12 protein-coding genes and 2 pseudogenes are annotated in these 13,699 nt (G+C 70.0%); 10 read left to right on the top strand and 4 right to left on the bottom strand.

Features of this window, described 5'->3' with window-relative positions; genetic code table 11:
• Positions 1 to 375 precede the first annotated feature (375 nt).
• Positions 376 to 1,623 (bottom strand): phthiocerol/phthiodiolone dimycocerosyl transferase family protein, encoded by a 1,248-nt coding sequence (locus ACT89H_RS26935; protein WP_445111459.1) that lies wholly within the window; start codon positions 1,621 to 1,623, stop codon positions 376 to 378.
• A 177-nt stretch (positions 1,624 to 1,800) separates the two neighbouring features.
• Here ACT89H_RS26935 and ACT89H_RS26930 point away from each other — a divergent pair.
• The 6 genes and pseudogenes from ACT89H_RS26930 to ACT89H_RS26905 all read left to right on the top strand — a co-directional run.
• A pseudogene (locus tag ACT89H_RS26930) lies at positions 1,801 to 1,875 on the top strand (hypothetical protein); the annotation flags it as partial.
• A 606-nt stretch (positions 1,876 to 2,481) separates the two neighbouring features.
• Positions 2,482 to 3,834 carry a flavin monoamine oxidase family protein gene (locus tag ACT89H_RS26925; RefSeq protein ID WP_445111458.1) on the top strand — a complete coding sequence of 451 codons (1,353 nt, stop codon included), beginning with the start codon at positions 2,482 to 2,484 and terminating at the stop codon, positions 3,832 to 3,834.
• A gap of 58 nt (positions 3,835 to 3,892) precedes the next feature.
• Complete coding sequence (locus ACT89H_RS26920; RefSeq protein WP_445111457.1) at positions 3,893 to 4,342, top strand: universal stress protein; 450 nt, start codon at positions 3,893 to 3,895, stop codon at positions 4,340 to 4,342.
• Between the two features lie 60 nt (positions 4,343 to 4,402).
• Positions 4,403 to 4,897, top strand: coding sequence for a fluoride efflux transporter CrcB (crcB, locus tag ACT89H_RS26915; RefSeq protein ID WP_445111456.1), 495 nt, complete (start codon positions 4,403 to 4,405; stop codon positions 4,895 to 4,897).
• The gene (crcB, locus tag ACT89H_RS26910) at positions 4,894 to 5,262 is read left to right on the top strand and encodes a fluoride efflux transporter CrcB (RefSeq protein ID WP_445111455.1); all 369 of its coding nucleotides are present in this window, start codon (positions 4,894 to 4,896) and stop codon (positions 5,260 to 5,262) included. The genes crcB (ACT89H_RS26915) and crcB (ACT89H_RS26910) overlap by 4 nt, the downstream gene beginning before the upstream one ends.
• Positions 5,263 to 5,393: 131 nt before the next feature.
• Positions 5,394 to 6,401: a cation diffusion facilitator family transporter gene (locus ACT89H_RS26905; RefSeq protein WP_445111454.1), complete on the top strand. Its 1,008-nt coding sequence runs from the start codon at positions 5,394 to 5,396 to the stop codon at positions 6,399 to 6,401.
• A 170-nt stretch (positions 6,402 to 6,571) separates the two neighbouring features.
• On the opposite strand, the gene ACT89H_RS26900 is transcribed toward ACT89H_RS26905, so the two are convergent.
• Positions 6,572 to 7,990, bottom strand: a complete 1,419-nt coding sequence (locus ACT89H_RS26900) for an amidase (RefSeq protein ID WP_445111453.1) — start codon at positions 7,988 to 7,990, stop codon at positions 6,572 to 6,574.
• A gap of 252 nt (positions 7,991 to 8,242) precedes the next feature.
• Here ACT89H_RS26900 and ACT89H_RS26895 point away from each other — a divergent pair.
• Both ACT89H_RS26895 and ACT89H_RS26890 read left to right on the top strand, forming a co-directional pair.
• Positions 8,243 to 9,352, top strand: a pseudogene (locus tag ACT89H_RS26895) (FUSC family protein); the annotation flags it as partial.
• A 423-nt stretch (positions 9,353 to 9,775) separates the two neighbouring features.
• Positions 9,776 to 10,204: an SRPBCC family protein gene (locus ACT89H_RS26890; RefSeq protein ID WP_445111491.1), complete on the top strand. Its 429-nt coding sequence runs from the start codon at positions 9,776 to 9,778 to the stop codon at positions 10,202 to 10,204.
• 57 nt (positions 10,205 to 10,261) lie between these two features.
• Here the strand turns inward: ACT89H_RS26890 and ACT89H_RS26885 are convergent, their stop codons facing one another.
• Together ACT89H_RS26885 and ACT89H_RS26880 are read right to left on the bottom strand one after the other, a co-directional pair.
• Positions 10,262 to 11,485, bottom strand: a complete 1,224-nt coding sequence (locus tag ACT89H_RS26885) for a L,D-transpeptidase (RefSeq protein WP_445111452.1) — start codon at positions 11,483 to 11,485, stop codon at positions 10,262 to 10,264.
• Between the two features lie 252 nt (positions 11,486 to 11,737).
• Entirely contained in the window at positions 11,738 to 12,412 is a 675-nt protein-coding gene (locus ACT89H_RS26880) for a class I SAM-dependent methyltransferase (RefSeq protein WP_445111451.1), read from the bottom strand.
• 113 nt (positions 12,413 to 12,525) lie between these two features.
• On the opposite strand from ACT89H_RS26880, the gene ACT89H_RS26875 reads away from it, so the two are divergent.
• Both ACT89H_RS26875 and ACT89H_RS26870 read left to right on the top strand, forming a co-directional pair.
• Positions 12,526 to 12,690: a hypothetical protein gene (locus ACT89H_RS26875; RefSeq protein ID WP_445111450.1), complete on the top strand. Its 165-nt coding sequence runs from the start codon at positions 12,526 to 12,528 to the stop codon at positions 12,688 to 12,690.
• A gap of 167 nt (positions 12,691 to 12,857) precedes the next feature.
• The gene (locus tag ACT89H_RS26870) at positions 12,858 to 13,697 is read left to right on the top strand and encodes a DUF72 domain-containing protein (protein ID WP_445111449.1); all 840 of its coding nucleotides are present in this window, start codon (positions 12,858 to 12,860) and stop codon (positions 13,695 to 13,697) included.
• Positions 13,698 to 13,699: the final 2 nt, after the last annotated feature.

Raw genomic sequence — 13,699 nt, 5'->3', positions numbered from 1 at the left:
GCCGGAGGACCGATAGGCGCCCGTTCCTCGGTGGTAGCTTCCGCACGCAGGCCATTCTTTCGGGTGTCCGACGCGCCTGCCCGCTAAAACGCGATCCCGATGCGTCCGCGGGAGGTCGCGCAGCGCGCCGGGCGACATCCCTGTTCACGAGCCATCCTGCGCCCCTTTGCCGATCCGGCTGCGACGGCGTCCAGCTGAGCGAACGCGCGCGTGTCGAGAGTGGTATCCAGAGCGATAAATCATCTGTTGTGCGCTGCGTCACAGTCCAATAGGTTGCTGTGACAACTTTCGTTCCACTCCGACCGCCCGGCGGCAGTAGAACGTGCCGCCCTTGCTCGGCCGGGCGCTGTAGGCGGCGCTGATCGCGGGCCGGGTTCACGCGGCGCCCGCCGCGCTGAACTCCGACAGGTGGGTGGTGAGCAGGCGTACCCGCATCCGCTGTTCCTCGGTGGTTTCCTCGGGGTGATGGATCTCGATGCTCAGCCGGTCGTCGAAAGTGCTGATGATGATGGTGCCGCTGGGCTGCTGGAGCCGATGCCCGGTCTTGTCGGGTTTGCCGAGCATGATCGAACGGAAGTCGGTGATCCGCAGCTCGTCCGGCACCCGAGGCCTGCACACGCGTCCCCAATTGGTGGCCAGCACGATTCCCGGCGCGCGCGGCGGGGGGCCTGCGGCGATCTCCGGAATGTGCAGTGGGGTCTGCTGCACGATGCCGGTGTCCAGTCCGGCGCGCAGCGTGTCGCTGATGCCGCGGGCCAGCTCGACCAGCGTCGTGCCGGTCCGCGGTGTCGGGACGAAGTTCGCGAAGCCCAGCACGTTGGTGCCTTCGGTCAGCCCGATCGGCGGTGTCACCCGGGTGCGCAGGTCGACGGAATAGGTGTAGTCCAGCTCGGTCAGCGGCAGTCCGCGCAGTTCGGCCTCGGTGCGCAGGATCGCGGCCGAGGCGAGGCCGTTGATCGTGGTGTGCTCCCGGTGCCCGAGTTCGATCAGCGCGGCGGTCTGCTCCCGGGTCAGCCGGCAGCGTGCGGTGCGCGGGATGAGGTAGTCGGGATCCTCGGGGCCGGAGTAGGCCTGAGCGACGCCTACCGGGCGGTGCGGCATGACCGGTGTGTCGATCTTCCGCACGCCGCGCTCGCCCAGCAGTTCCTCCACCGATCGCGGGAAGCCGTGCGGCGGCAATTCGGCGCAGCGGCGCCGGGTGCGGTCGGTGTAGCAGGACCACAGCTCGGCGAACACGGCCAGCGAATGGTAGGCATCCGCGATGCTGTGGTGGGTCACCAATGTGATGCCCGCGGTGTCGCCGTCGCGGACCACGCACAGCGCGGCGAGCGCACTGCGCTGGTCCAGCTGGGCGCCGGTGAGCAACCGCTCGGGATCACCCGTGGCGACCGTCAGCTCCGGTGCGGCGCCGGAGGATTCGAGCAGGAGGTGGCCGCCGCGCCCGTCCGGCTCCAGGCGGGCGCCGAGGACCGGACGGGAGCGAACCACGGCCTCGAACGCCGCCGACAGCGCGGCGAGATCCAACCGACCCGCGACCCGAATCGAATAGCCGACGAGGACTTCGCTGTTGGCGAAGATCGCCTCGCTCGGCGCCAGCGGGCGGATGACGGTTGCTGCGGCCATGTCGCTTCCTTCACCTGAGCCTGTCCCGAGGCTAGCCCGAAGCCCGGACGCACCAGGCTTTTTCGGCAGCATCGTGTGCGTTCTGTATCGGGCGACCCCGGGCCGTTGTTTCGCGTCGCCACAACGACACCTTGTCCGGGTCCGATCCTCCGAATCCGCAGCTTGCGGTTGGCGGGCCGCGAACCCGATCTGCTCGCGGTACCGGCTGCGGTGCGGTTCCTGTCGTGCGAACCGCTACTCGGACCGATCGATCTCGACCGGTTCCGGTTCACCCGCACTGCCCGCTTGGGGCGTTTCGTCAGCAACTGGTAAGTGTGCCCGGGGACTTCCCTCATCACTTGGCCTCGACTCCCGCTGCGGCGCAGTAGCGTTACCAGCAGTGGAGAGCGGGCGGAGTAGGGCAGTGGTCTCCCGAGGCCGTTGATGGTCGCGCGGAACATGGGCCCGGCGGTGTAGCCGGTGCAGGCCAGGTAGAGCCAATGTGCAGGCCCATCTCCGAGCCGATCCGGCCCCCACGCGGCCGACACGACGACCGAGGAGAAGGCGGCTCCGCCTTACGGCCTATCCGTCAGTCGATCTTCTGGCCTTCGGCGCCCTCGACGAGGGCTGCGGTGACCCGCCGGTGGTCGAATTCGTCTGCGTAGCAAGGATTCTGCCGCTGTCGGAGTGCGGAAAGACCGGGTCGACCGGTTTGCGACGCGACACAGAAACATCGCTGACAGCCGAGGTGGCGTAGCCGAACTTTCCGTTCTCGAGGCCGTAACTGGCGAAAATCGGGCGATGCCCATGTCGGTTGCGGATCGGCGATGGGTGATCAACAGTGGTTGGCGAGTTACGGTGCGGCGACGGGAGGCCACCATGGACCGTGCGGACGTCGTTGTCGTCGGTGCGGGATATGCCGGACTGTGCGCGGCGCGGGCGTTGCGAGCGGCGGGCCGGGATGTCGTTGTCCTGGAGGCGAGCGATCGCGTCGGCGGTCGCACCCGGACCGCGCGGGTCGGTGACGGATGGGCCGTCGACCTCGGCGGTCAGTGGATTTCGGCCGGCCACACGCGGTTCGCGGCACTGGCCGAGGAGTACGGCGCCGCGACCTACCCGCCGCCCGAAGGGGTCGACCTGCTGGTCGAGGGCGTGGTCCGGCGGCCGTTCACCGGCGCCCGCCCGCCACTTCCGACGTTCGTCCTGGCCGTGCTCGCTCAGGCCATGTGGCGGCTGGAACGGATGGCCGCCCGCGTCGACCTCGCGCGGCCATGGGCCACCCCCGGCGCCGATCGGCTGGACGCGATGACGGCGGCGACCTGGTTGCGCCGGAATCTGCCCGAGCGGCGGGCGCGCAACCTCGCCGAGGTGATGATCGGTGAGGAACTGTGCGTCGACGTCGGCAGCATCTCCATGCTCGGTCTGTTGACCACCATCCGTTCGGCGGGTGGCGTCGAGGCCGGGGTCGCCGCCGAGACGGCGACTCGCCTGTTCGTCGACGGTGCCGACGGGCCCGCGCTGTCGGTCGCGGCGGAACTGGGGGACGCGGTGCGTCTCGGCGCGCCGGTGACCGGTATCGGCAGGCGCGCGGATGGCGTTGTGGCGCGCGTCGACTCCGGTGACGTGCATGCCGAGCAGGTGATCGTGGCGGTCCCGCCCACCCTCGCCGGCCGCATCGCCTACGATCCGCCGCTGCCCGCCGCGCGCGACCAACTGACCCAGCGCATGCCGATGGGCTCGGTGCTGAAAGCGTTCGCCGTCTACGAGCGGCCGTTCTGGCGCGACGACCTGCTCACCGGCCAATCGCTGAACCTGCACGACCCGGTGCCGGTCACCTTCGACGCCACCCGGCCCGGCGGTCCCGGTGTGCTCGGTGCGCTGGTGCCCGGCCGGGCCGCGCAGCGGTTGGCCGCCCTGCCTCCGGCCGGGCGACGCGCCATGATCATCGGTTCGCTGGTCCGCGCCTTCGGGCACGCCGCCCGCGAGCCGGTCGAGTGGCACGAGAAGGTCTGGGCGGACGATCCTTACACTCGCGGCGGCTACGGGGCCTTCTTCCCGCCGGGCGTCCTGACCACCTCGGGCTCGGCTCTGCGCCACCCGGTCGGTGCGATCCACTGGGCCGGAAGCGAAACCGCGACGGAGTGGGCGGGCTATATCGAGGGAGCGATCCGCTCGGGCGAGCGTGCGGCCGCCGAAGTGCTCGCGGCGGACGGTTCCACGGCCCCAGCGTGATTGCCACAGTGTTGCCGGAACGCTGGCTCCGGCCTGACCGAGGGATCACAATGGAGAGGTGTTCCAGCGGATCGTGGTGGGTTACGACGATTCACCCGGCGCCAGGGCCGCCTTGGCGATGGCACTCGAGCTGGCGACGGTGCACCACGCCACGCTCACGGTCGTCGCGGTCGAGGAGTACCTGCCGCACTACGGGCCGGTGGTCGGCGAGATCGAGGACGAACGGTCGATCGGGGAGTTGACCTGCCGCCGATGGCTCACCGCCGCCGCCGAGACCGCGGAACGGCGCGGCATCGCGGTGCGGGCCGAACTCCGCGCGGGGCAGGCCGCGCGCGAACTGGCCACGGCCGCCGCCGATCACGATGCCGACCTGCTGGTGCTCGGCCGCAGCGGGCATTCGGGTATCTGGGGGCGGTTCATGGGCAGTACGGCTGAGAAGGCCGCACGGCACGTCGGCTGCTCGGTTCTCGTCGCGCACGACGGCGACGGAGAGGCCGGGGGCCGGTGAGCGCGGCGGCGTGGTGACCCGGTGGCGGCGCCGCCACGGACGGTGGGGTAAGAGATCTGCGTGGCGGGTGAACTGACCGAGGAACCGACCGGCATCGCCGATCGCGCGCGTGGCCGCGCCCGACGGCGGGATTTCTGGCGCACTCACGGTCCGGTATCGGGCGTCGTCGCCCTCGGCGGGGCGCTCGGCGCGCTCGCCCGCTACGGACTTGCCCAGGGGTTGCCCGAGCGCCCGGGGCACTTTCCGCTCGCCACCTTCGTCACCAATGTCGTCGGCTGCTTCGCGATCGGAGTACTCATGGTCGCGGTGACCGAGATCTGGGCTGCCCATCGGTTGCTGCGCCCCTTTCTCGGCGTGGGCGTCCTGGGCGGGTTCACGACTTTCTCCACCTATGCCAACGAGATCCGTCAACTGCTGCAGCCGGACACGATCGTCGTCGCGGCCGGTTATCTGGCGGGCACGCTGATCTGCGCTCTCTCGGCGACCCTCGCCGCCATGTGGCTCACCAGGGCGGGATACGAACGCCTGCGGCGCGTGCGAAAGGCGGCTCGATGAACCTCGTGCTGGTTCTCGTGGGCGGCGCGATCGGCGCGCCGCTGCGGTATCTCATCGACCGCGTGGTGCAGGATCGCCGCGACAGCCTGTTCCCGTGGGGCACCTTCCTGGTCAACCTGATCGGCTGCCTCGTGCTCGGCGCCCTCAGCGGAGCGGGGACGGCGCTGTCCTCGCCGCTGTTCGTGCTGCTCGGCACCGGGTTCTGCGGAGCGTTGACCACTTACAGCACCTTCAGTTACGAAACCGCGCGGCTGGCCGAGCGGGGGGCGTATTTCTACGCGGCGACGAACGTGATCGTCAGTGTTTGCGCGGGGTTGATCGCTACGGTGTCGGCTTACGCGGTGGTGCACGCCTTGCTCGGCTGAACAGTCGGCCGAAGACCTGTGCGACGTGATCCAGCTCACTCCGCTGCTCTGTCGCACACCGCGGGCGGTGGGTTAAGCTACGAAACGAATGCAGATATGCGCATACATTCGATGGTGGAAGGGCTGGGTTGATGGGACACGAACACGGTCACGCGCACGGGCACGCGCTCTCCGGTCAGGCCGATCGCAGGTGGCTGATCATCGCGCTCAGCCTGATCGTCGGCTTCATGTCGCTCGAGGTCGTGATCGGTCTGCTGGCCAACTCGCTGGCCCTGCTGTCCGACGCGGCCCACATGCTCACCGACGCCGCGTCCATTGTCCTCGCGCTCGTCGCGATCCGGCTCGCGGCGCGTCCCGCGAACGGCAAGTACACCTACGGCTACAAGCGCGCCGAAATCCTCTCGGCCCAGGCCAATGGCATCACGCTGCTCGTGCTGGCAGGCTGGCTCACCTACGAGGCCGTGCGCCGTCTGCTGGAGCCGCCCGAGGTGACCGGCGGGCTCGTGCTGGCGACCGCGCTGGCCGGAGTGGTGGTCAATATCGCGGCCACCTGGGCGATCAGCAAGGCCAATCGCGCGAGTCTCAACGTGGAGGGCGCCTTCCAGCATGTGCTCAACGACCTGTACGGGTTCATCGCCACCGCCGTGGCCGGCCTCGTCGTGCTGACCACCGGCTTCACCAGGGCGGACGCGATCGCCACCCTGATCGTCGTCGCGCTGATGGTCAAGGCGGGGCTCGGGCTGGTGCGCGAATCCGGCCGGATCTTCCTGGAGGCGGCGCCCGCGGGTGTCGACCCGGATGCGCTGGGGCGCAGGCTGGTAGACATCGACCGCGTCGATGAGGTGCACGACCTGCACGTCTGGCAGATCACCTCCGGTGAGATCGCCCTATCGGCGCACGTACTGGTCCGGCCGGGCGCCGACTGCCACGGCCTGCGCCAGCGGATCGAGCACGTGCTCGACCACGACTACGGCATCACCCACACCACGTTGCAGGTCGATCACTCCCATGTCGTCGCCTCCGGTGCCGTGGCGGACGCGCAGCGCCTGCTGCCGGTGCTGGAAGACCACTGCGACGACGCCCATGGGCCCGTGCACCGTGATCGCCCGTCGTCCGCGGCGAATGCCATCGCGCCCTGACCCACCGAGCGCGCGAGCACGAACGATGCCGGGCGGATGTCGTGTCGACGACTTCGGCCACCTGCGGTCCACTCGCAGCAGCCGCCACCCTGCCGCGCCTGACCTCGCATGACGGCTATGGGTTCGGCGTCTCCGGCCTTCCGTCGCTGCCGGATTCGGCTCGGGACGGCTCAGCGATCCAGACGGGGGAACGGCTGCTCGGCCTCGATCAGGTAGGCCAGCTCCAGCAGGGTGCGCTCGTTGCCGCGGGTGGCGGCGAACTGCACCCCGACGGGCAGGCCGGTGTCGCTCAGGCCCGCCGGCACCGTAATGGCCGGTGTTCCGGTGATGTTGTTGATCGGCGTGAAACAGACGTAGGCGCGCAACCGCTCGATGAGTTCGTCGAACGGCACGGTGGGGCTGAGATAGCCGAGCTCCGGCGTGGTGTGGCCGAGCGTGGGGAGCAGCACCGCGTCGTAGGGCCCGAGTGCCTTCTCGTAGGTGGCCGCCGCCGTGCGGAGCCGGTAGAGCGTGAGCGGGGCATGCAGTGCCCGGCGCAGGAACAGGGAGCGCAGACCGGTGGTCAGGTCGTCTACGCGGCGGGCGTCGAACCGGCGGTCGATGAACCGGCCCGTCGAGGTGATCGCGGCCGCGAGCAGGCCCCAATAGTGCAGGAACGCGCTCTCGATCGTGGCGTCGAACGGCAACGCCACCGGCTCGACCGAATGGCCACCGGATTCGAGGGTGCGTGCGACGCTTTCGACGGCCGCGCGTGTCGGACCGGCGGCCAGCGGCCCCGCGAGGTTGTCGAGCACCAGCGCCACCCGCATCCGCCGGGTCGGCGGACCGTCGACGCGGCCGATCGGCTGGAGCGTGGGATTGCGCCAATAGCGTTCGGCAGCAGCCGTATACATCGCCGTATCACGCACCGTTCTGGTCAGCACGCCTTCACTGACGATGTCGACCGGCAGCGTGCGAGCCAGTCCGGACACCACGTGCCGCCCCCGCGTCGGTTTCAAGCCGATCAGCCCGGCGCAGGCGGCCGGAATGCGGATCGAGCCGCCGCCGTCGTTGCCGTGCGCGATCGGGACCACACCCGCCGCCACCAGTGCGGCGGCTCCGCCCGACGAGCCGCCCACCGAATGGCCGGTGTGCCACGGATTGCGCGTGGGCGCCAAGTGCGGGGTCTCGCTGCTGGCGTTGAAACCGAATTCGGGCATGGCGCTCTTGCCGAGCACGGTCAGGCCGGTGCTGAGGAACTGCCGGGTGTAAGCGCTGTGCGCGCGGGCGGGCCGCGCGCGGAAGGCGGCCGTGCCCTGATTGGTCGGCATGCCCGCGACGTCCGTGTTGTCCTTCACGAAACTGGGCACGCCGTAGAAGGCGCCGGTCCGCTCCGCGGGCAGCAGCGGATCCGCGTAGCTCCGGTAGGCGACGGCCGCCAGCTGCTCCACCTGCTCGGCGCGCGCCACCGCGGCCGCGGCGAGTTCGCGCGGCGAGACCGCGCCATCGCGCACCAGCCCGGCCAAGGCGACCGCGTCGTGATCACCGAGCGCGTCGTCGCCGAAGGCGTGGACGCGCGAGGGTAGCGGAATCTGAGCGTCGGCGGTCATGCCCTCGAATCTAATGTGTGCACCAGGTAGATCGTCCAGAGCAGATCCAGAGCAGATCCAGAGCAGAGAGGACAGCAGGTGGCCGCGACATACCCGGATCCGGTGCCACCGAAGGGCCGGGTCGGCTCGCTGTTGTTCGCCTTGCCGCCCGCGGGTCGGCGGTGGAGTGCGGCATTGCGCGCCGCGCTCGCGTTCGCCGCCCCCGCCACGATCATCACCGGTCTCGGCCATCCGGATGCGGCGGTGTTCGTCATGTTCGGTGCCTTCGCCGTGCTGTACGGCGAGGGGCGGCCGTTCCGCGTGCGCGGCGGGGTCGTCCTCGCGGCCGGCTCGGCGCTGCTGGCCGCCTGCGGTGTCGGTGCGCTGATCGGCGGCCTGCTGGGCACCGGGTTCGGGTCATCCGTGCTCATGGTCGTCGTGGTGTCGGCGATCGCGGTCGTGGCCGTGTTCGTCATCGACGCGCTGCGGCTCGGCCCGCCCGGTGCACTGTTCTTCGCGCTGGTCTGCGCGGGCGCGATGAAAGCCGCCGAGGCCGGGACCGCGGTGCTGACGTTGTTGTTCTGCACGGCCTGCGGTGTCGTCGCGGCGATCGTCGTCTCGATGGCCGGGGTGCTGCGGGATCGCCGTAAGCCCGAACGAGTGGCGGTCGACGCGGCGGTCCGGGCGGTCGACGCCTACGTCGCGGCGCGGGAGGCCGGAACGCCCGCCATCGACCTGCGCCACCGGGCGGGCGCGGCCATGGCCGACGCGTGGGCCGCGGTCTACGACGCGGGCCTGCCCTCGGACCCCGGGGAAGCCGAGCTCCTGGCCACCTTGCAGGAGGCGCGGCACAACCTCGCCGGGCACGCCCCCGAGGACGACACCGACGACCTGCTGGTCGACCCGTTGGTCTCGTTCGCCCGCCCCGGGATCGGCTTCCGGCTCGAGCGTTCGCTGTCCTTCTCCGCACACGCGGCGATCAGCGCGATGCGGGTCGCCGCGGCGTGCCTGGGCGCGGGTGCGCTGAGCGCGCTGCTCGGTCTGGATCGGCCGCACTGGGCGGTGCTCAGTGCCCTGATCGTGTTGCAGACCGGACCCGATCGAGTGCGCGGACAGGTCCAGGCCATCCACCGATTCGTCGGCACCATCGCGGGCCTGGCCCTGTTCGCGCTCATCTTCCAGCTCGGGCCGACCGGTTACGCGCTGGTCGCGCTGGTCGCCGTGCTGCAGTTCTGCATCGAGCTGTTCGTGCCGCGCAATTACGCGCTGGCCGTAGTCTTCATCACCCCGGTCGCCCTGATCGCGGGTGGCGTAGCCACCACGGGCGGGCCGATCGCACCGGTGATCCGCGATCGGTTGTGGGAGACCCTGCTCGGTGTCGCCGTCGCCGTTGTCGCGCTGCACGGCGTCGCACCCCGCGGGCACCGGCGCACCTTCCACTGGCTGGAACACCGGGTGCGCGCCGCCGCCCAAGCCCTGCTCGATCGGCTGCGCCGCGAGCCGATGGACGCCGACGCGTGGGTGCTGGTCCAGCATCTGCAATTCGAGCTGGTCGGTGTGGTGCGCAGCGGCATCGACTCCGCGACCGACGACCCGGACTGGACCCGCGAGAACTGGCCGGAGCACGCGGCCTTGGCGCACTTCGGTCATGATCTGCTCGCCGCCTGCTGGGTGCTGCGGCCGGGCCGGCGGCTGGACGACGTGGACGGCTGGGCGGCCCGCTTGGCGGTGACCCGTTCGCGGCCGGGCGCGACGGCCGGACCGCCTACTGGCGTTCGGCGCGGGTACGGCAGCGTCACGGTCTGGATGGCCGCCCCGGCGGGCAAGATCTGGGAACTGGTCAGCGATATCGAGAACACCGGGCGGTTCAGTCCGGAGACGTTCGCCGCGGAGTGGCTCGGCGGCGCCACCGGGCCCGCGGTCGGCGTGCAGTTCCGCGGTCATGTCAACCGCAACGGCTGGGGGCTGAAGTATGCGACGGTGTGCCGCATCGTCGCCTGCGAGCCGGGGCGCGAGTTCGCGTTCACCGTCCTCGGACCACGGGGGATGCCGATCAATACCTGGCGTTATGTTCTCCGACCGGTGGACGGCGGCACCGAGGTCACCGAGTCCTTTCAGCTGCACGGCAATCCGGTGCTGCGGCTGTATTGGCTGCTGGCCGGGTGGGCGCGCGCCAAGACCAACGTCGAGGGAATGCGCGAGACTCTCCACCGGATCAAGGCCGTCGTCGAATGATCCGGACGCACAGCCGCCGTACCCGAGCCGCATCGGCAAGACCGGCCACGGTCGGCTCTAGCGGACGGCGCTGCCCTGCACCCACTGGTCCCAGGGCACACTCCAGTCACCGTTCTGCCAGACCTCCAGCGGGGCGCCGCCGGTGTTGCGGATCTCCACCACGTCACCGGGGACGGCGAAATTGAAGAACCACTGGGCGTTCTCGCCGCTGAGGTTGAGGCAGCCGTGCGAGACGTCGGTGTTGCCCTGGGCCCAGACCGTCGAGTCGAGCTGGTGCAGGTAGATGCCGTCGGTGCTGATCCGGGTGGCCCAGCCGATGGCCTCCTTGTAGCCGAGGCGGGAGTTGATCGGCAGGCCGTAGGTCGAAGAATCCATGATCACCGGATTGGCCTTGTCCATGACCGTGTAGATTCCGGGCTGGGTCCAGAACGTGATCGTCTTGCCCGCGACGACCTCGCTGCCGCCCATGCCCATCGAGGTCGGCATGGTGCGGATCAGCCTGCCGTTCTCGAAGACCTGGACCTGTTTGGTGTTGTCATCGGCGATCGACACGTGCGATGCGCCGATGGTGAACGTGGTCTTGGTGTCCTCTTGGCCGTAGAGGCCGCGTCCGAGTTCCTGGCCGTAGATGTTCGCCGCCACGCTGACCTTGGTGCCCGGCGCGTAGTACTCCCTCGGACGCCAGTGCGCGTTGCGGTCGTCCAGCCAGTACCAGGAGCCCGGCACCGGCGGATCGGTGGTGACCGAGAGGTGCTTCTCGGCGGCGGCGCGGTCGGGAATGTTCTCGTCGAAGTGGGCCACCACCACGGTGCCGACGCCGAAGGTGCCGCCGTCGGACAGTGGCGTGCCGCCCGTGGTGGTCAGCGACACCTTCGTCTGATTGTTGGGAGTCAGCGTGGAGAAGGTCGAGGTGATCGGTCCGGTCCGGCCGGTGAGGGTCAAGCCCGTGGCGGTCACGGTGTAGGTGCGGCCGTAGCCGAGCGGCTCGGTGGGCTTCCAAGCCGTCCTGTCCGGCGTCATGATCCCGTCGACCGTCTTGCCCTGCTCGTTGGTCATGGTGACGGAAGTGAGCTGACCGTCGGCGGTGCTCACCTGGACCGGCGTCAGCGGATCGACATTGCCGGCGCCGGAAGCGGGCGTGATGGTGATCGGCACGGGCGCCGGACCGACCGCACCCGGTGTGCCGCCCGGCCCCGGCGCGGACGAACATGCCCCGACGAGCACCGCCATGACCAGGGTGGACCACACGAGTAGTCCGGATCGGACGCGACTGATCGCCATGCACTCTCCTGTGTTCGCCCGGCGCAACGAATGGCGCACGAGCGCCCACTGTCCCCCTCGGAGTTTACCGACCGTGCTCCGAGCACATCCTCGGCCAGAAGGGGACCCACGGCGTATTCTCGGCCATCACACAGGAAGCGGTTTCCGTCCGACGACGGCCGGGTCGCTACGAAGTGCGAGATGCCGCGCGTCGCGGGCTATTTGTCCGGTTTCACGGCAAACGCAGCGCTGAGGCAGTCCGCGGGGGACGGTTCACAGCCGGCGGATGCGGGCCAGCCAGGCGGCGGCGTCGACCCGGCCCGACTCGGAGATCTCCAGGTCCGTCACCTCTTGGGCGACCAGGTCGGTGACCCGCCCCCGGTACTTGGCCGGCCGCAGGTCCGCTACCGTCCAGCCGTCGCGGAAGGACTCCCGGATCACGGTGTCGCTGATCCTCGGGCCGAAGCCCGGTTCGACATCCGAGAGTGCGAGAACGTAGACCGTGCCGCCCGGCTTGCACACCGCGTGCAGACTGCGAACGTACGCGGCGCGCGCCTCGTCGTCGGTCCCGAAAACGTGGAACAGCGCGCTGTCGACGACGGTGTCGAACGCGGGCGCGGAGCCGGGCGGGTCACCGGAGAAGTCCGGCCGGTCGCCGAGGACAAGCGCGTCGGCCACCTCGAACACGGCCGACGGCACACCCTGCTCGGCCGCATTGGCGCGCGCGTACGCCACCGCGCTCGGCGACATATCTATTCCGCGCACGTCGTATCCCAGCCGGGTCAGCAGGATCGTGTGCTCACCCGCGCCGCAGCCCGGGGCGAGCACACGGCCGGTGATGCCGCCTTCCCGCTCCAGCGCGACGATGGCCGGTTGCGGCTCGCCGATCACCCAGGGGGCGGTGTCGTTGTCATAGACGGAGTTCCAGAAATCAGCTGGACGAGTCATGCCACCATGCTTCATCCTCAACCGCTGTCGAGGTCAACCCGACACGGCGGAAGTACTGCCGGGCTGGGCCACATGGGCTGCGTCGACGCGGTGGACGCGGGTACGCGCGGGGTATGAGCACACCGAATATCGATCCGGAAACGGCGGAGTCGATGCTGCAAGACGCGGATTTCGCCGACGAGCACACCAAACCGACGCACGCCGACGAACACCCCGCCGGCGAGCAGCTGGAGACCGACGAGTCGACCCCGCGCGGCCACAGCGGTATGGATCAATGATTCGTCGTCGGCCGTCGGGCCGTCGGCCGGTTCGGCGCACCCGCTCGGGGAGCGGGTGATCTCGCACCGGCTCGAGCCGGCCATCGGCCGGGTGCGGTCCGAGAAGTGGGTGCACGGTGAGTCCGGCGCCCGCGACCGGGTCGGGAGCGTGGGTTAGCGTCGAGAGCATGCGGCTTCACGTGGGATGTGCGATGTGGGCGCACGCGGCCTGGCAGGAACGGCACCTCTCCGCGGGGGAGCGGTTGCGCTGGTACGCCACGTGGTGCAACGCGGTCGAGGGCAATACGACGTTCTACGCGACGCCGTCGCGGCGGACGGTCGAATCCTGGGCGGCGCAATGCGATCCCGCGTTCCGTTTCGTGCTCAAGTTGCCCAGGCCGATCACCCACGAACGCAGGCTGACCGGCGTCGAGCAGGAGCTGCGGTCCTTCCTCGCCGCGATGGAGCCGCTCGGCGAACGTATCCACGCTCTGTGGGTGCAACTGCCGGGTTCGTTCGGGCCCACCGATCTCGGTGCGCTGGCCGGGTTCCTGCGGCATTTCCCGCATACATACCGGGCCGCGGTCGAGGTACGGCACCCCGCGTTCTTCGAGGACGAGCAGGCGGCGCGCAGGCTGGAATATGTGCTGTCCAGGGTCGGCGCCGAGTGGGTGCCGTTCGACACCACAGTGCTTTTCGACGGTTCGCCCACCAGCGCGGCGGAACAGGAAGCGGCCGCGAAGAAGCCGCGGGTGCGGCGCCGGATGCGTGCGCTGACCGAATACCCGATCGTGCGGTATCACGGCCGCGACGACGTCCGGCGCACCGTCGACGGCTGGCGGCCGTGGGTCGGCACGGTCGCCGAATGGCTGCGTGAAGGCCGTTCGCCGACGGTGTTCCTGCACACGCCGGACAATGCGGGCGCACTGGAGCTGGCCCGCCGTTTCCACGACGAGGTCAGGGCCCGGCTGCCCGAACTCGAGCCGCTGCCCGAGCCGGCTGCCGCCGAGCCGATGACACTCTTCTGACG

The sequence above is a fragment of the Nocardia aegles genome, from assembly GCF_052545135.1.
This window is presented reverse-complemented; position numbering and strand designations above follow the sequence as displayed.

What these genes read in the sequence shown, in the direction of transcription:
- crcB (WP_445111455.1), top strand. Translation starts at nt 4,894, where the DNA reads ATGAACCTCGTGCTGGTTCTCGTGGGCGGCGCGATCGGCGCGCCGCTG.
- ACT89H_RS26890 (WP_445111491.1), top strand. Translation starts at nt 9,776, where the DNA reads ATGGCCGCCCCGGCGGGCAAGATCTGGGAACTGGTCAGCGATATCGAG.
- ACT89H_RS26925 (WP_445111458.1), top strand. Translation starts at nt 2,482, where the DNA reads ATGGACCGTGCGGACGTCGTTGTCGTCGGTGCGGGATATGCCGGACTG.
- ACT89H_RS26880 (WP_445111451.1), bottom strand. Translation starts at nt 12,412, where the DNA reads ATGACTCGTCCAGCTGATTTCTGGAACTCCGTCTATGACAACGACACC.
- ACT89H_RS26870 (WP_445111449.1), top strand. Translation starts at nt 12,858, where the DNA reads ATGCGGCTTCACGTGGGATGTGCGATGTGGGCGCACGCGGCCTGGCAG.
- ACT89H_RS26935 (WP_445111459.1), bottom strand. Translation starts at nt 1,623, where the DNA reads ATGGCCGCAGCAACCGTCATCCGCCCGCTGGCGCCGAGCGAGGCGATC.
- ACT89H_RS26875 (WP_445111450.1), top strand. Translation starts at nt 12,526, where the DNA reads ATGAGCACACCGAATATCGATCCGGAAACGGCGGAGTCGATGCTGCAA.
- ACT89H_RS26885 (WP_445111452.1), bottom strand. Translation starts at nt 11,485, where the DNA reads ATGGCGATCAGTCGCGTCCGATCCGGACTACTCGTGTGGTCCACCCTG.
- ACT89H_RS26905 (WP_445111454.1), top strand. Translation starts at nt 5,394, where the DNA reads ATGGGACACGAACACGGTCACGCGCACGGGCACGCGCTCTCCGGTCAG.
- ACT89H_RS26900 (WP_445111453.1), bottom strand. Translation starts at nt 7,990, where the DNA reads ATGACCGCCGACGCTCAGATTCCGCTACCCTCGCGCGTCCACGCCTTC.